Origin of the sequence: Flavobacterium sp. Root186 (genome assembly GCF_001428525.1) — a bacterium.
GTDB lineage: Bacteria > Bacteroidota > Bacteroidia > Flavobacteriales > Flavobacteriaceae > Flavobacterium.
On sequence record NZ_LMHW01000012.1, the window covers coordinates 135,380 to 156,387 of the forward strand.

Annotated in this window: 23 protein-coding genes and 2 tRNA genes; 14 read left to right on the forward strand and 11 right to left on the reverse strand. The window is 32.5% G+C overall.

Annotated elements, in window-relative coordinates:
• Window positions 1-121 precede the first annotated feature (121 nt).
• Window positions 122-847, forward strand: coding sequence for a murein L,D-transpeptidase catalytic domain family protein (locus tag ASD98_RS11770; protein WP_056204718.1), 726 nt, complete (start codon window positions 122-124; stop codon window positions 845-847).
• On the opposite strand, the gene ASD98_RS11775 is transcribed toward ASD98_RS11770, so the two are convergent.
• Together ASD98_RS11775 and ASD98_RS11780 are read right to left on the reverse strand one after the other, a co-directional pair.
• Window positions 836-2,419 (reverse strand): murein L,D-transpeptidase, encoded by a 1,584-nt coding sequence (locus ASD98_RS11775; protein WP_056204722.1) that lies wholly within the window; start codon window positions 2,417-2,419, stop codon window positions 836-838. The genes ASD98_RS11770 and ASD98_RS11775 overlap by 12 nt on opposite strands.
• Window position 2,420: 1 nt before the next feature.
• Window positions 2,421-2,858 carry a GNAT family N-acetyltransferase gene (locus ASD98_RS11780; RefSeq protein ID WP_056204726.1) on the reverse strand — a complete coding sequence of 146 codons (438 nt, stop codon included), beginning with the start codon at window positions 2,856-2,858 and terminating at the stop codon, window positions 2,421-2,423.
• 134 nt (window positions 2,859-2,992) lie between these two features.
• Here ASD98_RS11780 and ASD98_RS11785 point away from each other — a divergent pair.
• Both ASD98_RS11785 and ASD98_RS11790 read left to right on the forward strand, forming a co-directional pair.
• Window positions 2,993-3,065 (forward strand) — tRNA-Gly (locus ASD98_RS11785).
• A 106-nt stretch (window positions 3,066-3,171) separates the two neighbouring features.
• Window positions 3,172-3,244 (forward strand) — tRNA-Gly (locus ASD98_RS11790).
• A gap of 132 nt (window positions 3,245-3,376) precedes the next feature.
• Here ASD98_RS11790 and pepE read toward each other — a convergent pair.
• Complete coding sequence (gene pepE, locus ASD98_RS11795) at window positions 3,377-4,084, reverse strand: dipeptidase PepE (RefSeq protein WP_056204728.1); 708 nt, start codon at window positions 4,082-4,084, stop codon at window positions 3,377-3,379.
• A gap of 164 nt (window positions 4,085-4,248) precedes the next feature.
• Here pepE and ASD98_RS11800 point away from each other — a divergent pair, with 164 nt between their 5' ends.
• The 7 genes from ASD98_RS11800 (at window position 4,249) to ASD98_RS11830 (ending at window position 10,312) form a co-directional block, all read left to right on the forward strand.
• On the forward strand, window positions 4,249-5,016 hold the full coding sequence (locus ASD98_RS11800; RefSeq protein ID WP_056204732.1) for a carboxypeptidase-like regulatory domain-containing protein: 768 nt from the start codon (window positions 4,249-4,251) through the stop codon (window positions 5,014-5,016).
• A complete protein-coding gene (locus tag ASD98_RS11805; protein WP_056205433.1) occupies window positions 5,003-5,731 on the forward strand; it encodes a carboxypeptidase-like regulatory domain-containing protein in 729 nt (242 codons plus the stop codon). The genes ASD98_RS11800 and ASD98_RS11805 overlap by 14 nt, the downstream gene beginning before the upstream one ends.
• Window positions 5,721-6,473 (forward strand): hypothetical protein, encoded by a 753-nt coding sequence (locus tag ASD98_RS11810; RefSeq protein WP_056204735.1) that lies wholly within the window; start codon window positions 5,721-5,723, stop codon window positions 6,471-6,473. The genes ASD98_RS11805 and ASD98_RS11810 overlap by 11 nt, the downstream gene beginning before the upstream one ends.
• Window positions 6,473-6,979: a DUF6702 family protein gene (locus tag ASD98_RS11815; protein WP_056204738.1), complete on the forward strand. Its 507-nt coding sequence runs from the start codon at window positions 6,473-6,475 to the stop codon at window positions 6,977-6,979. Before ASD98_RS11810 ends, ASD98_RS11815 begins: the two co-directional genes overlap by 1 nt.
• A 66-nt stretch (window positions 6,980-7,045) precedes the next feature.
• Entirely contained in the window at window positions 7,046-9,283 is a 2,238-nt protein-coding gene (locus tag ASD98_RS11820) for a M1 family metallopeptidase (RefSeq protein WP_056204742.1), read from the forward strand.
• Window positions 9,284-9,387: 104 nt separating this feature from the next.
• The gene (locus ASD98_RS11825) at window positions 9,388-9,747 is read left to right on the forward strand and encodes a twin-arginine translocase TatA/TatE family subunit (protein ID WP_056204745.1); all 360 of its coding nucleotides are present in this window, start codon (window positions 9,388-9,390) and stop codon (window positions 9,745-9,747) included.
• 1 nt (window position 9,748) lies between these two features.
• Window positions 9,749-10,312: a phosphatase PAP2 family protein gene (locus tag ASD98_RS11830; protein ID WP_056204748.1), complete on the forward strand. Its 564-nt coding sequence runs from the start codon at window positions 9,749-9,751 to the stop codon at window positions 10,310-10,312.
• An 84-nt stretch (window positions 10,313-10,396) separates the two neighbouring features.
• Here the strand turns inward: ASD98_RS11830 and ASD98_RS11835 are convergent, their stop codons facing one another.
• From ASD98_RS11835 to ASD98_RS11865, 7 genes are all read right to left on the reverse strand, one after another.
• A complete protein-coding gene (locus tag ASD98_RS11835; RefSeq protein WP_056204751.1) occupies window positions 10,397-11,122 on the reverse strand; it encodes a phytanoyl-CoA dioxygenase family protein in 726 nt (241 codons plus the stop codon).
• A 60-nt stretch (window positions 11,123-11,182) separates the two neighbouring features.
• Window positions 11,183-11,824, reverse strand: coding sequence for an O-methyltransferase (locus ASD98_RS11840; protein WP_056204754.1), 642 nt, complete (start codon window positions 11,822-11,824; stop codon window positions 11,183-11,185).
• A 111-nt stretch (window positions 11,825-11,935) separates the two neighbouring features.
• On the reverse strand, window positions 11,936-12,301 hold the full coding sequence (locus tag ASD98_RS11845) for a hypothetical protein (protein WP_056204759.1): 366 nt from the start codon (window positions 12,299-12,301) through the stop codon (window positions 11,936-11,938).
• Between the two features lie 189 nt (window positions 12,302-12,490).
• Window positions 12,491-13,042, reverse strand: coding sequence for a hypothetical protein (locus tag ASD98_RS11850; RefSeq protein ID WP_056204762.1), 552 nt, complete (start codon window positions 13,040-13,042; stop codon window positions 12,491-12,493).
• 4 nt (window positions 13,043-13,046) lie between these two features.
• Window positions 13,047-14,438, reverse strand: coding sequence for a hypothetical protein (locus ASD98_RS11855; protein WP_056204765.1), 1,392 nt, complete (start codon window positions 14,436-14,438; stop codon window positions 13,047-13,049).
• Between the two features lie 5 nt (window positions 14,439-14,443).
• Window positions 14,444-15,013: a YceI family protein gene (locus ASD98_RS11860; RefSeq protein ID WP_056204769.1), complete on the reverse strand. Its 570-nt coding sequence runs from the start codon at window positions 15,011-15,013 to the stop codon at window positions 14,444-14,446.
• A gap of 252 nt (window positions 15,014-15,265) precedes the next feature.
• The gene (locus tag ASD98_RS11865) at window positions 15,266-15,853 is read right to left on the reverse strand and encodes a YceI family protein (protein WP_056204772.1); all 588 of its coding nucleotides are present in this window, start codon (window positions 15,851-15,853) and stop codon (window positions 15,266-15,268) included.
• Between the two features lie 255 nt (window positions 15,854-16,108).
• Between ASD98_RS11865 and rlmN the strand changes: the two genes are divergently transcribed.
• Window positions 16,109-17,161 carry a 23S rRNA (adenine(2503)-C(2))-methyltransferase RlmN gene (rlmN, locus tag ASD98_RS11870; protein WP_056204775.1) on the forward strand — a complete coding sequence of 351 codons (1,053 nt, stop codon included), beginning with the start codon at window positions 16,109-16,111 and terminating at the stop codon, window positions 17,159-17,161.
• Between the two features lie 244 nt (window positions 17,162-17,405).
• Here the strand turns inward: rlmN and ASD98_RS11875 are convergent, their stop codons facing one another.
• Window positions 17,406-18,266 (reverse strand): hypothetical protein, encoded by an 861-nt coding sequence (locus tag ASD98_RS11875; RefSeq protein ID WP_056204778.1) that lies wholly within the window; start codon window positions 18,264-18,266, stop codon window positions 17,406-17,408.
• Window positions 18,267-18,428: 162 nt separating this feature from the next.
• On the opposite strand from ASD98_RS11875, the gene ASD98_RS11880 reads away from it, so the two are divergent.
• The 3 genes from ASD98_RS11880 to ASD98_RS11890 all read left to right on the forward strand — a co-directional run bounded on the left by ASD98_RS11880 (window position 18,429) and on the right by ASD98_RS11890 (window position 20,873).
• Window positions 18,429-19,406, forward strand: coding sequence for a polyprenyl synthetase family protein (locus tag ASD98_RS11880; RefSeq protein ID WP_056204782.1), 978 nt, complete (start codon window positions 18,429-18,431; stop codon window positions 19,404-19,406).
• 200 nt (window positions 19,407-19,606) lie between these two features.
• Complete coding sequence (locus ASD98_RS11885) at window positions 19,607-20,167, forward strand: RNA polymerase sigma factor (protein ID WP_056204785.1); 561 nt, start codon at window positions 19,607-19,609, stop codon at window positions 20,165-20,167.
• Window positions 20,154-20,873, forward strand: a complete 720-nt coding sequence (locus ASD98_RS11890; protein WP_056204788.1) for a hypothetical protein — start codon at window positions 20,154-20,156, stop codon at window positions 20,871-20,873. Before ASD98_RS11885 ends, ASD98_RS11890 begins: the two co-directional genes overlap by 14 nt.
• Window positions 20,874-21,008: the final 135 nt, after the last annotated feature.

Genomic DNA, 21,008 nt, shown 5'->3' on the forward strand with positions numbered 1-21,008 from the left:
TTATGTTAATAATGTTAAATTTTAAACAAAAAAAGCCTGATTAACAGGGTTTTATTTTGAGGCTTTTCAAAAATTTATACTTTTGCTCTACCCAAATTTATTATTAACCTAAAGAAATTCAATGATTTACAAAATGTATCCGCTGCTTGTGTTTTTTCTATTGTCTTTTGGTAAAGATTCAAAAAACACCACCGAATTAAAATCTGTAACAACAAAGAGTATTGCAAAAGTTGAAACAAACCTTTCTGTTGAAGCAAAAATTGAAAATGTTTATAACACATTAAATTCAAACAATTGTAAACTTCCTGAGTTTAGAACTTTTACAGAAGCAATGAAAGGATTTTATCTTTTGAAAGAAAGAGGAATTATTCAAAAAAACATTCTGACATTAATTGATTTTAGTCTTTCATCAAACACCAAACGTCTTTGGGTAATTGATATGACTACAAATACGGTATTATTTAATTCTTTAGTGGCTCACGGAAGAAATACCGGAGAAGAATTTGCTACAGCATTTTCAAACTTAAACTCTTCATTTAAAAGTAGTTTAGGTTTTTATGCAACAGGCGAAATTTATCAGGGAAAACACGGTGCTTCATTACGTTTAGACGGTCTTGAAAGAGGTCTAAATGACAACGCCCGCGAAAGAGGAGTTGTAATGCATGGAGCAGATTATGTTTCTGAATCATTTATCAGAGATCACAAAAGATTAGGCAGAAGTCAAGGCTGTCCGGCTCTTCCTGTTGAATTGACAGATGAAATAATCAAAACTATTAAAGACAAATCATGTTTGTATATCTATCATCCTTCAAGAAGTTTTACGATGGAAGAGAAGCTAATCTCTTAATTTAGCATACAAATCTGAATCAAGATTATAAATATCAGCTCTGAAAATGAGCTGATTTTTTTTGCTCCAGGCCGTCCAATACCATTGATATAAAGCATATTTTTTGGTGATTTTAAAACTCATTGTTTTTTTAGACGCAATTATGGTGTCAATCTTTACTTTTGAAAACCTCTCGGGATCATCCAAAATATGTTCGGCCAATTCCAACGGATTTTCAACACGAACGCAGCCAGAACTTAATGAACGATTATTGCGTTCAAAATAATTCCTGTGATTGGTATCATGCAGATAGACACTGTGGTGATTTGGAAATAAAATCTTCATTAATCCTAATGAATTATTATAACCCGGACTTTGAACATACCTATAATTATTAGGTTTGTTTTCGTTCCAGGCATGTGGCTCGACAACATTTCCAGATGTATCATAAATCGTTATGTTTTTCTTCGCTAAATAATTTCGGTTGCGTTTCATTGCCGGAACAACATCTTCTTTTAAAATTGTTGGCGGAACGGTCCATGTTGGGTTGAAAACAACCGTTTTTAAAACAGATGTAATAATAGGTGTTTTTCTTTTGCTGGTTCCTACCACAATATTTCGAACTAAAGTTGTATCCTGATTTTCGACAACATTTAAGCTGTAATCCGGAATATTGATAAGGAAATAATTTTCGGCAAATTCATTCGGATACCATCTCCAACGTTCTAAATTGGCAATAATTTGTTGTTTTCTTCTTTCTTTAGAATAGTTTAAAGCGCTGATCGTTCCCGGGCCAATAACGCCATCATCGGCTAAACCATGTCTTGCCTGAAATTTTTTAATCGACTCAAAAGTTTTTTGATCATATTTATCTGTAAGACTGTCTTTTCCAGTCATGTCTTTCCAGAATAAAAGTTTCTTTTTAATGTTGATTACCGCATTGTTTGTATCGTTTAAAGTAATTTTCTTTAAAGATTCAATAGTTGAAATATCTTCATCAGGAAAAGAATTGATTATTTCAAGTGACTTTAGTAACTGTTTGTATACGATAGATTTAGGTTGAATATTTTCAACAATGCTGTCTAATTTGTTTTTATTAAAGGCATTAATCAAAATACTATTTACATCAAATGTTTTTTCGTCTAAATCCCAGTCCGTATATAGTTTTTTAGGATCAAGTTTACCTTTGTATAAATGCTCTAAATATTTCTCAAAATTATAAGTTAGTAAAATATCATACGTTGCTAAGTCGGCATCGTTTAGTTTACCGATGCGTTTTTCTAATTGTTCTAATTTGGAAGCTTTATAATCTTCGGGATTAAGTCCTAATTCTTCCGATTTTTCTAATTGAGATAATACAAATTGTCTCTTTTTTAGATTTCCCCAAACGGTTTTATTTTCAGATGAAGTATAAAACTGCTTAAGAGTTTCACTTTTAAAAGTACTTAAAAGTGCCGTGTCAACTTCTACTTTTCGTTCATCAGTAAGTATAATTGGTGGTGCTTTTTTTACTGTAGCAGGAGCTGGTTTAGGAGCGTCTTTTTTACAGCTAATTAAACTTAATACCAATAAAAAAAAGTAAAGTTTCCTCATTTTATAATTTTTTAAACATTAAATAATGTTCGCCAACATCTTTAATATCAAATGGTTCACCTAGGGGCTGGTATCCCATTTTTCTGTAAAAGCCAACGGCGGCGGTTCTAGCATTAAACCAAATCAAATCGACTTTGTTTTCATTGCAGTAGGTTTCACAATGGTTAACTAAGGCTTCTCCAAATCCTTTTTTCTGATGCGTTTCCAAAACTGCCATCCCTCGAATTTGTGCTTGACTTTTTTCGGCAAATATAGGATTGATTTTATCGAATAACGAAATAATTCCTGTTAAATCTTGATTATTATATAAACCAAAATGATGTGTAGTCTCAAGATCGTCTCCCTCAAAGATACAGCTTTCGATAGGTTTGCCTTTTCTTAGAACAGGCTGACGAACGATATAGGTTTCTTTTGATGGGATTTCGTTAATAATATTCATGATTTTTTAAAAATAATTGATTTTATAACTTTTTAATTTTAAATAGGTTATAAGAAAATGTTGATTTTAATTAATTTTTTTTGCCAAAAAGCTTGTTTTGAACTTAACTTTATTTTTATATTTGCACCAGCAATGCGAAAGTAGCTCAGTTGGTAGAGCTCCAGCCTTCCAAGCTGGTTGTCGCGAGTTCGAGCCTCGTCTTTCGCTCTAAAAAACCGGAACTTAATTGTTTCGGTTTTTTTATCAAACTTAAATAATTTTTGATTTTTGTTTTTTAAAATGAATTAATTATTTATATTTGCACCCTGTTAATGCGAAAGTAGCTCAGTTGGTAGAGCTCCAGCCTTCCAAGCTGGTTGTCGCGAGTTCGAGCCTCGTCTTTCGCTCTTCAAAAGCCTCAAACATTGTTTGAGGCTTTTTTGTTTTTAGACTAATGCAAATTCCAATGTTTTTAAATTCCAAATACCAACTTTGTATTAATCCATTTTAATATTGGAATTTAAAAAATATTTGGAATTTTACTTTAAACTGCTCAAATCGCTTTCTGGTTCTAGTTCTTCCGGAGTTTGGTTTTGTTTAAAAAGTCTTGCTTTTAAAGAACCTTTCAGCGTTATTTTTTCTCCTTTTACCTCAAGCCAGCTTCCTTCTCTTAAACCTAAAACCGGAATTGCATTAAAAGCATGGAATTCTTTAATTCTGGTTTCACGTGTTTCGCCCATGTGCTGTGAATTTGCATCAGGATCTAAATAATGTGGATTTAAATTAAATGGAATTAATCCCAAAGTTTGAAAACTCGGCGGATAAATAATCGGCATATCATTCGTAGTCTGCATTGATAAACCGCAAATATTGCTTCCGGCACTTGTTCCTAAATAAGGAGTTCCGCTTTTAACTTTTTCTGCAAGCAATTGCATAATGTTGTTTTTATAAAGCTGTGAAACAAGCAAAAAAGTATTTCCGCCGCCGGTAAAAAAACCTTCGGCATTTTGTATCACTTTTTCAGGACTTTCAAATTCATGAATTCCCTGAAGTTTAATATTTATAGAGGCAAAAACTTCTGCGGCTTTTTTTGTGTATTCTTCGTGAGATATTCCGCCAGGGCGTGCGTATGGAATAAATAAAATAGTGGTACAGTTTTTAAAATGTAATTGTAGTGCAGGTAATAAATAATCTAAATAACTGCCGCCGTGCAGCGTAGATGTGCTGGCGATGATAATGCTTTTCATAATTCTAAACTCAAATTCTATTGGATAAAGATATTAAAAAAAGTCTGTCTAAGAGAATTCATAATTTGAAGTTTAATTAACATATTTTTACCAACTCATTAATACTAAATTTGGAAGACATTAGGATATTTTTACCTTTTTAATAATTTCCTAAAATTTTCATTTTGACAAAGAATATTGTATTTTTTTTAGTAGCAGTCATAAGTCAGAATTCCTGGTCTCAAAATCAGGAACGTACGATTATAAATGGAAAAATTACTGCAAATACAAATGATTTGGAAGGTGTTTATGTTGTCAATTCTCAAACCGAAGTTATGACAACTACAGATGCATCCGGGGCCTTTTCTATTTTGGCAAAACCAGATGATATGCTTATTTTTTCTTCAATTCAATTTAAAGAAAATAGAATTTCTCTTACCTGCGAAAATTTTACCGATTTGAATTTTACAGTAAGAATGAATTTAGTAGTGCATCAATTACAGGAAGTTATTGTAAAAAGATACGACAATATAAATGCTGTTTCTCTGGGAATTGTTCCGGCGGGACAAAAATCATATACAGAAGCTGAAAGAAAATTACATACCGCAACCGCATTAAATGCAACTGCAAATGCTGGAACTATGGCTGGCGGCTCAATTTCTGCAGATCCTTTACTAAACTTTTTTTCGGGTCGAACTGCAATGCTGAAAAAAGAAGTTGAGGTAGAGAAGAAGGAATTTTTTATGAGACTTTTAGAAAAAATGTTTACTCTGGAGCATTTTGTTGAGCGTTTGAAAATACCAGCTGAATATGTAAAAGGGTTTGAATATTATGCTGTCGAAAATAAACAGTTTACGAATATTTTAAATTCTAAAAATAAAACTTCGACTGAATTTTTGCTAGGCGAACTGGCAGTAAAGTATAAAGAAATAATTGCGAGTGAAGTTAAATAATACCTTACATATAATTTTAATTCTATTTTTTGTTCAAATTGGTTTTGGGCAAAATGTACCTTCTAAAGAAATTTTAGGGCAAATCTTCGAAAAATCTACTTCGGTTGACGGAGTAAATATTATTAATAACACCACACAAGTTTCGACTATTTCTGATGCTGAAGGAAGATTTTCTATTGCGGTTAAAGAAGGTGATGTTTTGGTTTTTTCGGCAGTAAATTTAGAACCTTATAAACGCCGAATTTCGGCTGAAGATTTAACTGTAAGTCTGCTTGTGATTAAAATGACGGCAAAAGAAATTGAATTGAAGGAAGTGAAGGTAAATGATAATTACGGAATTACGACTGAAAATTTAGGAATTGTTCCACATGGACAAAAAACATATACACCTGCAGAAAGAAAAGTGTATACCGCGACTTCGACTTCTATTGATAAAATCCTCAATAAAATTTCCGGACGTACGGCAATGTTAAAAAAAGAGGTAAATGTGGAGAAAAAGGAGATGCTTTTCAGAAAAATTGAGTATCTTTTTGAAGAAAATTATTATACCGAAAGATTAAAAATTCCGGTTGATGATATCAAAGGATTTCAATTATATTGTGTAGATGATGCCGAATTTGCCGTATCTTTGAATACAAAGAATAAAACAATGAGTATGTTTTTAATAACAGAGTTAGCTCGAAAATATCTAATAATTCTCGAAAATGAAAAATAAACTAGGAGTATTCGTTGTTTGCTTATTTTGTCAAATAATGCTTGGGCAAAATGGCTCAAGAAAGTCGCTGCACGGTCAGGTTACAAACAAATCGCTTTCTATAGAGAGTGGCTATGTCATGAATATTAATGCAAAATCCAGAACTTTTATAGGTCCGGGTGGATTGTTTGATATTTTGGCACAGCCAAAAGATACTTTACTTTTTACCGGTTTGGCTTTTCAGTCTAAAAAAATTGTTTTGACTGAGAAAGACTGCGCACAAATACTTTTTTCTGTGCCTTTAGATTTGGTGAGCAATGAATTAAAAGAAGTTGTGGTTCGTAAAGATTTAAAAGTAAAGTCATTAGATAGTAATACGCAGCAATATGTTGATATGCAGTTTGAAGATGATAAACAATCTACCGCAAAAAATACGGTAATGTATTCTGATCAAACTATTAAATACGGAATGGACTTTGTTCGAATTTTTAAAGATGTTAAAAAACTTCTTTCAAAAAATGATGAGGTAAAAGAAGAAGAAATCTCGGATATTGCCTTTGTAGAATATTCTAAAGCCAATTTTAAACCTGATTTCTTTACTAAAACTCTAGGTTTGAAAAAAGACGAAGTTGATTTGTTTTTGATGTTTTGTTCTAACGATCCGGAATCTAAAAGACATCTAAAAGAAGATCAAAAATTTGAGTTGATTGATTTTTTAATCAACAAAAATGCTGAATTTAAAAAAGTGAATGCCTCTCAATAATGAAAAAAATATTGATTTATCCTTTTATCGGGATATTGTTCTTGTCGCTTTCTTCCTTTGCATTTCATAAATTTTATGTTGGTGTTTTTCAGGTTGAATACGCAGCAGAGAAAAAAATGATTCAAATTACATCTCGCATTTTTGTAGATGATTTGAATAATGCACTGGAGAAAAAATACCATAAAAAAGCATTCGTAGGAACAGAAAAAGAAACTCCCGCAGATCTTGATTTGTTTAAAAAGTATCTTGCTGAAAATTTTACCATCAAGATAAACGGGCAGGCAAAACCTATCACTTTTTTGTCGAAAGAAGTGGAAAGCGGCGATGTTTTAATTTGTTATTCCAAAATAAAAGATGTCGATAAATTTAAATCAATCGAAATCTCAAATACTATACTCGTGGACTGGAGTTCTGAACAGCAGAATATTACACATATTTCAGCATTTGGTACTAAAAGAAGTGTCCTCTTTACAGAATCTTCAAGGAAAGAATTGTTAAAGTATTAATTAATATGTTAAATTAATATTTTAATTGTTATTTTCACACCCTGACAAAATTACCATTAGACTTTTATGAAAAAGCTTTCATTATTATTAATTTTTCCTGCAATGTTAGTTGCTCAGGAAAAAGCTGTGACACCTAAGCAGCAAGGCAAGTACGACACTAATAAATTCAGCCAGATGTACGATTTGCTGGCAACACCAAACATGTTTCGTACAGCGTCTGGAGCGCCTGGACCTGCATATTACCAACAGCAGGCAGATTATAAAATTGATGTTGAATTAGATGATAAAAATTCAAAATTAACGGGTGCTGAAACGATCACATATTCTAACAATTCGCCGGATACTTTAGAGTATTTATGGGTTCAGTTAGATCAAAATCAGGCTAGAGCTAATGGACAAACTTCTTTAGCCGAAGGCGAAAAAATAAATCAGGTTTTGGCTCTTGATGGTTTTTCATCTAAATATTTGAAAAAAGATTTAGAGCGTGGTTTTAATATTGAACAGGTAAAAGACGCAAAAGGAACTCCAATGTCTTATACGATCAACGAAACGATGATGCGTATCAATCTGGCTTCACCGTTAAAACCGGGAGAAAAAATTTCATTTTCTGTAAAATGGTGGTATAACATCAACAATTATAGAAAAGAAGGCGGGCGTTCTGGTTATGAATTTTTCGAAAAAGATGGAAATAAATTATATGTAATTGCGCAATTCTATCCTAGAATGGCAGTTTACAACGATGTTGAAGGATGGCAGAATATGCAGTTCTGGGGAAGCGGAGAGTTTGCTCTTCCTTTCGGGAATTTCGACGTAAATATTACAGTTCCTGCAGATCACATTATCGATGCAACAGGAGAATTAACGAACAGAAGCGAAGTTTTTACAGCAGAACAAGTTAAGCGTTACGAACAAGCTCAAAAATCATTTGACAAACCTGTTGTTATTGTAACTCAGGCAGAAGCTGAAGCAGCTGAAAAAGCTTTTTCTGAAAAGAAAAAAACTTGGAAATTCAGTGCGAAAAATGTTCGTGATTTCGGAATTGCCTCTTCAAGAAAATTCATTTATGATGCAATGGCTGTAAAAATTGGAAACAGAACTGTTATGGCAGAATCTGTTTATCCAAAAGAAGCAAACCCACTGTGGGGAGAAACTTCAACACTAACAGTTGCACATACTTTAAAAAGCTATTCTTCTCATACTTTTGATTATCCTTATCCAAAAGCTGTTTCTGTTTCTGCAGAAGATCAGGGAATGGAATATCCAATGATTTGCTGGAATTTTGGTCGTCCGGATGAAAACGGTGTAACGACTAAAGAGGTTAAAAACGGAATGATTGGTGTTATTATTCACGAAGTTGGACACACATTCTTCCCAATGATTGTAAACTCTGACGAGCGTCAATGGACTTGGATGGATGAAGGTTTAAATTCATTTTTAGAATATTTGGCAGAGCAGGAATTAGATCCAGCTTTCCCGTCTAGACGCGGACCTGCAAAAAATATTGTTCCTTATATGAGCGGTGATCAGAAATTTTTAGAGCCAATTATGTCTAACTCTGAAACTATTCACCAATTTGGAAATAACGCTTACGGAAAACCGGCTACTGGTCTTAATATTTTAAGAGAAGTGGTAATGGGGAAAGAATTGTTTGATTATGCTTTTAAAACGTATGCAAACAGATGGAAATTTAAACATCCAACCCCAGAGGATTTCTTTAGAACAATGGAAGATGCTTCGGCTGTAGATTTAGATTGGTTTTTTAGAGGATGGTTTTATTCAACTGATTTTGTAGATATCGGAATTAAAGAGGTGAAACAATATTATGTTTCTGAAACTCCAACTGCTGACATTAAAGATGTAAAAGTGAGAAAAGGTCGTTTTGGATTTGAAAAAGGTCCTTTTGTTTATTTAGTTTCAGGAGATAATCCAGAAGTTAACGCTTCAAGCAAAAAAGCATTAAAATTAGAAGATGTAAAACCATTGGCTGATTATGTTGACCAGACTTTTACTGCAGAGGAAAAAGCAAGCATCAAATCGCCTAAATATTTTTATGAAGTTGAATTCAACAAACCAGGTGGAATGATTATGCCAATACTTGTTGAAATTACTTATGAAGATGGTACAAAAGATAATTACCAATATCCGGCACAAATCTGGAGAAAAAGTAATGAAACTGCCAAAAAAGTTTATGCAACTACAAAAGCTGTAAAAAGCATTCAGATTGACCCAAAATTACTTACGGCTGATATCGATGTAACGAATAATTCATGGCCAAAAGTTGAACAAAAATCAAAATTTGACTAAGAACAAACTAAAAAGACTCTGAAAAGAGTCTTTTTTTTTAAGTAAATTTTAAAACTGTGCGCTTCAAAATTTAATATCTTTGTGGCACAACAAAAATAAAAGATATGTTTGGTATAGGAGGAGGAGAATTAGTTTTCATACTGTTTATAGTACTAATGCTTTTTGGTTCTGATAAAGTGCCGGAAATTGCCCGTACAATGGGTAAAGCGATGGCACAGTTAAAAAATGCAACCAACGATATAAAAAGTGAAATTCAAAAAGGAGCTGAGGCCAATGGTCTTGACACGAAATCTTTAACTGATATTACGGGTAATATTAACGCACAGATTAATGATGCAAAATCTAATTTGTTAGGCGATACTACTAATTTATCCGGTAATCTGTTAGGTGAAACTGCCACAGAAATTGACCAGGTAAAAGAAGATATTGAATCACTTTCTGGACCTATAAAACGCCAAAAATAATATGCTTGAAAAAATTGAAAAATTAGATATCAATTTGCTCGTATATCTAAACGGTTTAGGTTCTGAAACATATGATAAATTCTGGCTGATTATTACCGAACAGGTGTATTGGACACCGTTCTTTTTATTGTTGTTTTATCTTATTTATAAAAAGATAGGAGGAAAGCAAACTTTGTATATATTGCTTTTTGTAGCAATTTTGCTTGCTTTTACAGATCAGACCTGTAATTTGTTTAAACATACTTTTCAGCGTTTACGCCCTTGTAATAATCCCGATATAAAGGCAGATTTAAGAATTCTAATAATTAGAAATTCTTTTAGTTTCTTTTCAGGGCATGCTGCAAATACAATGGCTGTTGCTACTTTTTTATATTTGGCTTTAAAACGCCACTTTAAATATTTAGGCTTTTTATTCTTATGGCCTTTGATTTTCGCTTACAGCCGTATTTACTTAGGATTACATTATCCTGGAGATATTCTAACAGGATATTTCTTTGGAGCTCTTTTCGGTTTCTTAATTTATCTGGCTTATAGAAGATTAAAGCCTCAATATTTTCCGGGATAAGGATTTTTGAAAGGTTATGAGTTTTTAAGATACTAAGTTTCTAAGTTTTTTTTGAGAAAACTTAGAACTTTATTTATTTAATGTTTAATTATTTTCAAGAATTTTTCTTTCACTCCATTCTAATCCTGCAGGGAGTTGCTGTTTGCTGAATTCGATATGAATAACTCTTCTTCTTTTGTTGTTTGTGGTTTTGTTTGAAGCATGAAATAATAAAGGTTTCATAATCATAATACCGCCTTTTTCAACTTCGCAGATTGTTTCTGTTTCTTTTTCAAAATCAAGGTTTTCGATTCTCAAAATTCCTTTTGAATGTGAATTATTGATGACTTTTAAAGCGCCATTGTCTTTTGTAGTGGTATCAATATGAATCCTAATCGTAAAATTATCTTCTAAAATTTCTTTTGGCGGCTGTACCGCAAACTGATTGTGTTTTACAGTCCAGTTTTCAAAATTTTCAGTTTCAATTTTTTTATCTACAGAAATAGTTAAATCCTGATGATAAGCCACAAACCAATTCGACTTTTCAGGCTTGTCAAAATAAATGGATTTGGTTATAAAGTATCCTTTTCCAAAATTAGTCTCAATAATATTTTTTAAATTTTGATTGAAAATAAAATTTAAGGTATCTGGTACTTCTTTATGAAATTGTCTAATTGCAAATAAATCCTGAGATTTTCTAAAAGTTACATTTTCAGAATCATTTTCTGTTACGTTTTCGATTAATGAAATCAGCTTTTCGATCTCATTTTCAGTAAAAACATTGTTTATTATTGCAAAACCTTCATTATTTATCTGATTTAAATAAGTCATTCTAAATTGAGTAAAAGCATGAATAGAAAAAATCTTAGAATATCTTAGCAACTTATAAAATTACAATACTCTAGAAACCGTCAATCCATCACGAATTGGTAATAAAACCGTTTCAACTCTTGGATCATCTTTCAAAAGCTGATTATATTCAACAAGTACTTTTGTACTGACATCATTAGGATGAACCGGTTCAAGAATTTTTCCGCTCCATAAAACATTATCGGATAAAATAATTCCGCCTTTATTCATTTTGGGAACAATCATTTCCCAATAATTGAGGTAATTTTCCTTATCAGCATCAATAAAAACCAAATCAAATTTTACATCTATAGTTGGGATAATATCAACTGCTTCACCTAAATGCTGAAAAATCTGATTTCCCCAAGGCGATGCGTCAAAGTATTTTCTTTGAAAATCAACTAATTCTTCTTTAATATCTATAGTATGCAGTTGCCCGTTTTCCTGCATTCCTTCGCATAAACAAAGTGCGGCATAACCTGTATAAGTCCCGATTTCAAGAATATTTACAGGACGAATTAATTTTGATAACATACTTAAAACACGACCTTGAAAATGCCCGCTTAACATTCTCGGTAAAAGTATTTTTTGGTAGGTTTCTTTATTAAGTTTCGCTAATAATTCTGGTTCATTCTCAGAATGCTGTTCAATATAATCTTCTAATTCTTGTGATATAAAATGCATCTTGTAGTTGTTCTAATTTAAAGCAAAAATACAAAAAATATCCGCTGCCTATTTTGCATAAAAAAAACCATTCGTTTAGGCGAATGGTTTTTAGTTTTAGTTGTAATGAAATTATTTTTTCAAAGCTTCATTTACTTCTTTTGCTGTTTTTACAGTTCCGTCTTTAGCAGCTTTGGCCGCATTTTCAACTTTTTCAGCTCCTTTTTTAGTAGCGTCTTTTACATCAGTTGCCGCTTTTTTAGCTCCGTCTTTTACATCTTGAACTGCATTTTCAGTAGCATCTTTAGCTTTTGCAGCAGCACTTTCTGTTTTGCTTACAGCGCTGTCTTTTACTTCTTCAATATCTGTTGTTAATGAATCTACTTTGTTTCCAAGAGTTAATTCTTCATCTGCAGGTTTAGGCTCTTTCTTCTCACAAGATTGTAATCCCAAAGCTAATAATGCAACAACAGCTAAACTTAAAATTTGTTTTTTCATGATAAATTGTCTTTTTAGGTTATAAAATTTAAAAGGTTATAAAGTGGAATAATAAAAATACAAATTTTAAAACTATGGCGCGCTTTGTAAGATTACTTTTCTGTTGAGTGCAAGACAATTCTTGTGCCAATTTTTTTCAGTTTCTAAAAATTGAAGATTTTTTTGCTGAAATATTTTAGAAGTAAGTTTTTAGTTTTTGTAAAGGCTGAAATTTATCACAATCTCATCTTTTACTTTTATTAATCCAGCCATTTTTACCGGTGGTTCTAAGTCGATATCAGAGAATTTTAAATTTAGTGTTCCCTGAATTTTATCATCGGAATTGTACAGTATAAAATCTTTATATTTTAATGTTTTATCGGTGATATAAAAGTTTAATCTGCATTTGTAATTTTTGCCATTTGGCTTTACATCAGTAATACAAACGGTACTATTTGGAAATTGCTTCACCTTTACGGTTCCTTGTAAATCTTTCGTCATTATTTTGTTACCGCAATCAAAGTTTGACATTTTAATTTCGGTATTGAAAATATTTTTTTTAACTGAATTTATATAAACCGTATCTTTTATTGAAAAGGTATTAGAGCAATTGTACTTGCCAACAGTAGATGTTCCTGTAATTTCTATTTTAATTTTATTTATTACCAAGCTTGTATCTTCTGCTAAAAGAGAGGGTTTAGCACTTCCTAATAAAAAGAAAGCCGCTAAACCCATAATTAAGAAAATAAATCTTTTGTACATTTTATCAAAATGAAATTACTGCTTCGAACATAAGTCCTTTAAAACTTCCTCCGAAAAGATCGTTTGGAGTTGCTCCATTAAATTGAGAGAAGTTTTTATAATTTTGATCTACATATTCTAACTTTGCCAAAACGTTTCTGGTCATAAACCATCCCGTTGCAGCTTCAAATCTGTTTATTTGAATTGCCTGAGCATTTGCATTAGCTAATTTCCCATCAACTAAATTATATTTCCCACCAACATAAAACCTTTCATTCTCTCCGAAACGATAAACTAAATCACCTACATATTGATTCACTTTACGAGTGTCATCAGTACCTTTGTAATCTCCACCGGAAGTAAATTCTAACGTTCCAAAAAATTCAAGGCCTTTGTATTTGATAAATGGGTTTACCATATAGGATGTTGCCCAGTTTCCGTATCCTGGATTAAATCTTCCTGTATCTTTATTGGCTGTTGGATCAAAGTTGTTCGCAACAGTGCTAATAGGTGTTCCGGCAGCCGGATCGATAATATTATACTCAGAATGGCTCATTACACCATAAAATCGGCTTCCTGCTCTATCAGAAGAATATAAATTTCCACTAGAATTTGCTGTATGATAATATGAACCTGTTAATCTAATTCTTAAATCGTCGTTGATTTGTTTGTCCCAGCCTAATTTTGCAAGAATAGAAGGGCTTATAGTTGTATTAGAATCTGGTTTTGATGCCGTTGGTGTTGCAGGTACAATTTCCTGAACATTTTGGTTTAATTTAGAATTCGTTACTCCAATCATGCTTACAAAGCCTGATCTGTTATAATAAACTTCAGCTCCCATTTCTGTAATAAACGCATCCATTATATTATTTCCAACAAACGGATTCATAAACGCATTTCCGTTATCAGATCTCCTAAAGTGTGCATCCCCATAGTTGTTCTCCATTTGACCAATTTTGATCGTTGTATACTGCATGAAATCAGCAAGGAAATCTTTTTTAATGAAATCAAGTTTGTCAATTTGCAAATAACCTCCTTTTACCCAAGTCTCGTTGTGGTGTCTGGAAGCCAGATATACATCTAAGTTTACACGTACACCATCATATAATTGAGCCCCAATTGTGAAGTTTGCATTTGGTAAATTGAAATTATTTTCTAAATTATTTAATCTGTAACCTGGTGCTGTGGTTAAGTTTTTTTGATCATTGAACGAGTTTAAAGCTTGAAATTGAAGTGCAAAAGCGGCTCCCATGTCAACACTTAATCCTTTGTAGGCAACGGTGTCTTTTTTTACATCAAATTGATTAATACCTTTTTGGCTTCGTGGAATCTGGTTTTGAATGTGGCCAAAACTTACCTGAGCATTAACAGCAAACGTACTGACTAATGTTATACATAGAATATAAATTTTTTTCATGGCGCTTATAAATTAAAGTTTAAATTAAATTTTATAGTTAAGTCTTGTCCCGTTTTAATAGTTCCAAGCATTGCAGTTGGTGATTTCATTCCAAAATCTGTAAAAGTGATTTTGTTAGAACCCTGCATGTTTAATCCATCTTTTGTAACAGTTGTTTTTACAGTTGTTTTATAAACTTTGCTAACTCCTGCAATGGTGTAAGTTCCGGTCAATTCCCAAGTGGTTTCATTTACTTTTTCTGCAGATTTTAAAACATATTTGAAGTTTTTATTTTTATCTGTTTTTAAAGTTTCGTAAGCTACTTTATCCATACTTTTTTTCTCACTTTTCACACTTTCAGCCAATAGAGTAACCGATAAGGATTCTATTTCGGTAAGCTTTGAATTAGCTATTGAAAAGTTTGCTGTCCCAGTTCCTGAAGCTGATTTCATTTCCCAATCATGCAGTGTTGAAGTTCCCGCAACTGAAAAGGTAGATTTAGCATCTAAAGCATATGATTTTTGTGCCGTAGCAATTGAAGTAATCCCGAAAAGAGCAACTGCAATTGCAAATAATTTAATTTTATTGATTTTCATTTTGTCATGTTTTATTGTAAAAAATAAGTTAACAAATCGACCGATTTCTTTTTAGTACTAAGAATGTTGTTTTAACTTGTATCAAAGATCTGTCTATATTTTTCGGAGATACATGATAAAAATCATTGTTAAAATTTTATTAAAATGATATTTAAAAACTACAACGTTTTCATTTTTTTGAAGCGAATAATTATGCCCAAAAATGTAATTTGTGTTTTATCAAATATTAATTTTCCAATAATGTAATTGTAGTTACAGATCTGAAATCTGATTTATCTGACTTAACATGATATTGAAAATCACAGTTAAATCTTTACCGGTTTTAACAACACCAAGAGCCGCTTTTGGAGGTGTCATTTCAAAATCGCCAAAAGTGATTTGATTAGAACCCTGAAGAGTAAAGGTTCCATTATCTGCTGTTATTTTTACCTGAGTTTTATACTCTTTGCTGACACCGGCAATGGTATAAGTTCCGGTTAAGATCCAAGTTGATTCATTTATTTTTTCAGCAGATTTTAACGCATACTCAATAGTTTTATGCGTTTCTGTATCTAAGGCTTCATAAGCCACTTGGTCCATGCTTGTTTTGCTGCTTTTTAAACTTTCTGCCAATAAGGTAATAGTTAAGCTGTTTATAGCTGCTAGTTTAGAATCTTGTACCGTTAAGTTGGCGATACCAGTTCCTTCTGTAGATTTCATTATCCAATCGTGAACAGTAGAAGTTCCGGCAACTTCAAAAGTTGATTTAGCAGCTGCTACCGTATAGGTTCTTTGCGCGTTTAGTTGTAATGATACTGCTGTGAAAATTGCTGTTAATAGGATTGATTTAATTGTTTTCATCTTGATAGGTATTTGTTAATTTTAATCGGGAGAGTTCTGTAAGTGGTTGTGAACTGACCTTATTTCTTAGATCAAAATTATCAAGCAGACAGCCGAAATTAAATGATAAAAATCATAGCCAAACTTTAATTAAATCATTATAGTAAAGGTTTGACAGGTAAATAGAGAGATGATTTTGCATAAAATTCAAGAAGAGATAAATTAAGAATGCATCTAAAAATCAAAAAAAATGACAAAAGTGATTAACTTTGCAGCATGCAAATCGAGAAAAAAGACATAAGAGCCTTATCAAAAGATCAGTTACGAGATTTTTTTGTCGCAAATAATGACAAAGCTTTTCGTGGAAATCAAGTTTATGAATGGCTTTGGAGCAAAGGAGCACACAGTTTTGAGGATATGACGAATGTTGCCAAAACAACACGTTCTATGCTTGAAGAAAATTTTGTTATCAATCATATTAAGGTTGATACCATGCAGAGAAGCAGCGACGGAACAGTAAAAAATGCTGTTAGATTACACGATGGATTAGTTGTGGAATCTGTTTTAATTCCAACAGAAACCAGAACAACGGCTTGTGTTTCAAGTCAGGTTGGGTGTAGTCTAGATTGTAATTTCTGTGCAACTGCACGTTTAAAAAGAATGCGAAATTTGGAGCCGGGAGAAATCTACGATCAGATTTTGGCAATTGATAAAGAAAGCCGTTTGTACCACAATCATCCGCTTTCGAATATTGTTTTTATGGGAATGGGCGAACCTTTAATGAATTATAATAATGTCATTAAAGCGATCGATATGGTTACATCGCCGGAAGGATTAGGAATGTCTCCAAAGCGTATTATGCTTTCGACATCAGGAATTCCGAAAATGATCAAAAAAATGGCCGATGATGATGTGAAATTCAAACTGGCAGTTTCCCTGCATTCGGCAATTGATGAAATCCGCGCGAAGATTATGCCTTTCAGCAAAAACTTTCCTCTAAAAGATTTACGAGAAGCATTAGAATATTGGTACAGAAAAACAAAAAGCAAAATTTCATACGAATATGTAGTTTGGAAAGGGATCAACGACGATAAAGCTTCGGTAGACGCCTTGGTAAAATTCTGTAAATATGTACCGTGTAAAGTCAATTTAATTGAATATAACCCAATTGATGACGGAGAATTTCAACAAGCTTCAGAAGAATCTATTTTAGCTTACATTACAGCATTAGAAAATATTGGAGTTGTAGTAAAAGTGCGTCGCAGCCGCGGAAAAGATATTGATGCTGCCTGCGGGCAATTAGCAAACAAAGAAGCTGATTCGGTATAGTCCCTACGGGACAAAAAACGATATTACGAAATGTTGTGTCTACCGATATTTACTCTACGAGATTGCTTTGCTATATAGCTGAAAATTTTTCAGAACATATTCCGCTAGGAATATCTCATCGGTAGAAAACAAATAATGACAATATAAAAATGTCCCATCGGGACATTTGATGGGTAATAAAAAAAGCATTAAAAACGAGGGTGAATCTTGTTTTTAATGCTTTTTTTGTGGGCAAAAAGGGATCTTATTTTTTCAAATCAATTTCTTCTGTTACGCCGTCTTTGGTTACAGAAGCCAGTGTGTCGCAATCACCATTGCCATAATCAATCGTAGCCGAAGCTCCATTTTTAGTTATTTCAACAACTCCTTTTACTGCAAATGATTTTTTGCATGAAGCTTTAAATTCAAGAGGAGTCGTAATTTCTGCAGAGAAGGTATCTCCGTTTGGTAAAGTTGTGGTACCGCTTCCGGTCACTACAAAAACATTGTCTTCCCAATTAAACCAAGTGTTATAACCGGCAGTCATTTCTTTCACTAACGAACCTTTTCTGCTGTAAATACTTCCGTCATCAAAAGTAATAGTCAGATCAATTGCAGCGGTCGAAACAGGATGCACTTCTGCCAGTAAATCAGTTGATTTTACAGTTCTAATAATGCTTTTGCTTCCCTGAAGTAGTTTACCATTGTGGTAAAAACCTTCAAATGTATAACTGATTGTTTGTGTCGAAGCCGAAAAATCATTAGAAAACGAAACCACCATTTTTCCTTTTACCGTATTTCCGTTATCAAGCGTACAGCCGTCAACGCCAAAATCCACCGTTTTTGTAAAAGTATTATTCGTTAAAACTGTTGTAATAACAGCACATTCAGGTAAAAAGTGTTTAATGTTTCCAGAAGGTTTGCTGTTAATGTTTACTTGTGAGTTAAACTGATCTTCAGCAATATTAGTAACATCTTCAATTGAGGCATCTATTTTAGAATTTGCAATTATTTCGTCGTTAGTAATGACCTTAGCAGTTCCGTCGTTTGTGTTTTCATCAGAATTACAACTTGTAAATAGTGATAAAGCGATACAGGTTCCAATTAATAAAAATTTTGTTTTCATAATAAATAGTTTTTTTGGTTTTACTTTTAATCAATGAATTCAAATTAGTTATTAGATTGAGGTGTTTTTGGATTGTTTTTTTTAAATTAGTACATATTTATAGATATACTAACATAAAATAGACAACGTTTTTTTATTTAAAATAGTATATTTGAAATCGAAATGAATATTACTTCACAAATAAAACAGCCTATAATTACCGAGATGGAACTTTTTGAAAAAAAGTTTCATGAATCGATGACTTCCAAGGTTGCTTTGCTAAACAGAATCACCTATTATATTGTAAATAGAAAAGGAAAACAAATGCGTCCGATGTTTGTTTTTTTGACAGCAAAAATGGTTTCTGGCGGCATTGTAAACGAAAGAACCTATCGAGGCGCTTCGGTAATTGAATTGATTCATACGGCAACTTTGGTTCATGATGATGTGGTAGACGACAGTAATCGCCGCCGCGGATTCTTCTCAATAAATGCACTTTGGAAAAATAAAATTGCTGTTCTTGTTGGAGATTATTTGCTTTCAAAAGGATTGCTGCTATCTATTGATAACGGCGATTTTGATTTACTCCGAATCATTTCTGTAGCCGTTCGAGAAATGAGCGAAGGCGAATTACTTCAAATCGAAAAAGCGCGCAGACTCGATATTACCGAAGATGTTTATTACGAAATCATCCGAAAAAAAACTGCAACACTTATTGCAGCTTGTTGTGCACTTGGTGCAAAATCAGTAATTGAAGATGATATTCAGGTTGAAAATATGCGAAAGTTTGGCGAACTTATCGGAATGGCATTTCAAATTAAAGATGACCTGTTTGATTACAGTGAAGAAGCCATCGGAAAACCAACAGGAATCGATATTAAAGAGCAAAAAATGACTTTGCCTTTAATTCATGTTTTAAATACTTGTACTCCGCAGGAAAAAAAGTGGTTGATAAACTCCATCAAAAACCACAACAAAGACAAAAAACGCGTCAAAGAAGTTATTGCCTTTGTAAAAAATAATAATGGTTTGGCTTACGCCGAAGATAAAATGGTGCAATTTCAGCAAGAAGCACTTTCCCTTTTAGAAAATTACCCGGATTCTGAATTCAAAGCGGCGCTTACTTTAATGGTAAATTACGTTATTGAGAGGAAGAAATAATTTCTTTAATTAGATAATCAGAAAATTTATCAATTAGATAATTGGTTTACTTTGTTGTAAATCAGTTGTGTATTTCTATTTGATTGGGATTTGTATTTTTTTTATTGGAATTTTTTACACTTCATGCAACCATTTCAAATCGACATGCGTCTATGTTAATAGAAGTCTGTTTCTAAAACCAAAAACCGAAAAGCGTATTAATGAAAATTATTCATTTACATCAAGAAGAAACCAAAATCATAAAGCTTGCTGTCGAAAATAATCGGCAGGCACAGCAGCAGATTTACAGTAAGTTTTCTTCAAAAATGTTAAGTGTCTGCCGACAATATATAAAAGATATTCAGCTGGCAGAAGATGTAATGATCACGGCTTTTATGAAAGTCTTTACGAATCTAAGAAACTTTGAACATAAAGGAAGCTTTGAAGGCTGGATTCGCCGAATTATGGTTAACGAATGTATTTCTTATTTAAGAGTCCAGAAAAAAGTAAATTTTGCCGAAGATGAATTTTTTGTTGAAGAAAGTTTCAACGAAATCGACAGTCAGTTTACAGTTGATCAAATTCAGTTTTTAATTGATGCTTTGCCGGATGGTTATAAAATGATTTTCAATTTATACGCCATTGAAGGTTATAAACACAATGAAATTGCCAAGATGTTAGGAATTAATGAAGGAACATCAAAATCGCAATTATCGCACGCCAGGAAAATGCTGCAAACACAAATTACTATTCTAAAAAAACAAGATAATGGAACCGAATAATTTTGAAAAGGATTTCCGTGAAAAACTAAACCAACGCAAAATTGAACCAAGCGAAAAAGCCTGGGATCGATTAGATGCTATGTTGAGTGTTGCAGAAACGAAAAAACCAAAGAAAAACAGAAAATGGCTTTATATCGCCGCCAGTATTGTTGGTTTTTTATTAGTGGGAACTTTCTTTTTTAATCAAAAGAAAGAAAAGATCGAAAGCCCTAAAAGTATTGTAATCGAAGAAAATACTAAAAAAGATTCTGCTGCTAAACCAACTATAAATAAAGTTGAATCAGTTCAAACAGAAACGGTGATCGCTGAAAAAACTTCAACTGAAACTGAAGTGCAAAAATCAAATAAACAAGAAAACAACCTTAATCAAATACCAAATAAAACCATTAAAAATGAATCAAATCAAATAGCGGAGTCTTCAGTCATCATCAAAAACAATCAAGAAAAACAATCAAATACAAATCCGGTTGTAGTTATCAAAAATCCTAAAAAAGAAAATACAGATCAATTATTCGAAAAGGCAGAAAAAAGCGTTTTGGCTGAAAGTTCAGTTAAAAAATCAAAAATAAAAATCAATGCTTCTGATTTACTGAATCAGGTCGATGGTGAATTGGAACTTTCATTTAGAGAAAAAGTAATTACCAAAGTCAATAAAAATTACCAAACCGTAAAAGTGGCTTTAGCAAATAGAAATCAGCAGGAGTAGAGAATAAAGAGCAAAGAATAAAGAAGCAAGAATATAGATTTTCAGTTCCGGAGGAACGATTCATATTGTAGCGTCGGGTTTTAACCCGATGTAGATGGAATAAAGCATTCACAATTTACCATTTATAATTCACAA

What these genes read in the sequence shown, in the direction of transcription:
- ASD98_RS11770 (WP_056204718.1), top strand. Translation starts at nt 122, where the DNA reads ATGATTTACAAAATGTATCCGCTGCTTGTGTTTTTTCTATTGTCTTTT.
- ASD98_RS11775 (WP_056204722.1), bottom strand. Translation starts at nt 2,419, where the DNA reads ATGAGGAAACTTTACTTTTTTTTATTGGTATTAAGTTTAATTAGCTGT.
- ASD98_RS11780 (WP_056204726.1), bottom strand. Translation starts at nt 2,858, where the DNA reads ATGAATATTATTAACGAAATCCCATCAAAAGAAACCTATATCGTTCGT.
- pepE (WP_056204728.1), bottom strand. Translation starts at nt 4,084, where the DNA reads ATGAAAAGCATTATCATCGCCAGCACATCTACGCTGCACGGCGGCAGT.
- ASD98_RS11810 (WP_056204735.1), top strand. Translation starts at nt 5,721, where the DNA reads ATGAAAAATAAACTAGGAGTATTCGTTGTTTGCTTATTTTGTCAAATA.
- ASD98_RS11815 (WP_056204738.1), top strand. Translation starts at nt 6,473, where the DNA reads ATGAAAAAAATATTGATTTATCCTTTTATCGGGATATTGTTCTTGTCG.
- ASD98_RS11820 (WP_056204742.1), top strand. Translation starts at nt 7,046, where the DNA reads ATGAAAAAGCTTTCATTATTATTAATTTTTCCTGCAATGTTAGTTGCT.
- ASD98_RS11825 (WP_056204745.1), top strand. Translation starts at nt 9,388, where the DNA reads ATGTTTGGTATAGGAGGAGGAGAATTAGTTTTCATACTGTTTATAGTA.
- ASD98_RS11830 (WP_056204748.1), top strand. Translation starts at nt 9,749, where the DNA reads ATGCTTGAAAAAATTGAAAAATTAGATATCAATTTGCTCGTATATCTA.
- ASD98_RS11835 (WP_056204751.1), bottom strand. Translation starts at nt 11,122, where the DNA reads ATGACTTATTTAAATCAGATAAATAATGAAGGTTTTGCAATAATAAAC.
- ASD98_RS11840 (WP_056204754.1), bottom strand. Translation starts at nt 11,824, where the DNA reads ATGCATTTTATATCACAAGAATTAGAAGATTATATTGAACAGCATTCT.
- ASD98_RS11845 (WP_056204759.1), bottom strand. Translation starts at nt 12,301, where the DNA reads ATGAAAAAACAAATTTTAAGTTTAGCTGTTGTTGCATTATTAGCTTTG.
- ASD98_RS11850 (WP_056204762.1), bottom strand. Translation starts at nt 13,042, where the DNA reads ATGTACAAAAGATTTATTTTCTTAATTATGGGTTTAGCGGCTTTCTTT.
- ASD98_RS11855 (WP_056204765.1), bottom strand. Translation starts at nt 14,438, where the DNA reads ATGAAAAAAATTTATATTCTATGTATAACATTAGTCAGTACGTTTGCT.
- ASD98_RS11860 (WP_056204769.1), bottom strand. Translation starts at nt 15,013, where the DNA reads ATGAAAATCAATAAAATTAAATTATTTGCAATTGCAGTTGCTCTTTTC.
- ASD98_RS11865 (WP_056204772.1), bottom strand. Translation starts at nt 15,853, where the DNA reads ATGAAAACAATTAAATCAATCCTATTAACAGCAATTTTCACAGCAGTA.
- rlmN (WP_056204775.1), top strand. Translation starts at nt 16,109, where the DNA reads ATGCAAATCGAGAAAAAAGACATAAGAGCCTTATCAAAAGATCAGTTA.
- ASD98_RS11875 (WP_056204778.1), bottom strand. Translation starts at nt 18,266, where the DNA reads ATGAAAACAAAATTTTTATTAATTGGAACCTGTATCGCTTTATCACTA.
- ASD98_RS11880 (WP_056204782.1), top strand. Translation starts at nt 18,429, where the DNA reads ATGAATATTACTTCACAAATAAAACAGCCTATAATTACCGAGATGGAA.
- ASD98_RS11885 (WP_056204785.1), top strand. Translation starts at nt 19,607, where the DNA reads ATGAAAATTATTCATTTACATCAAGAAGAAACCAAAATCATAAAGCTT.
- ASD98_RS11890 (WP_056204788.1), top strand. Translation starts at nt 20,154, where the DNA reads ATGGAACCGAATAATTTTGAAAAGGATTTCCGTGAAAAACTAAACCAA.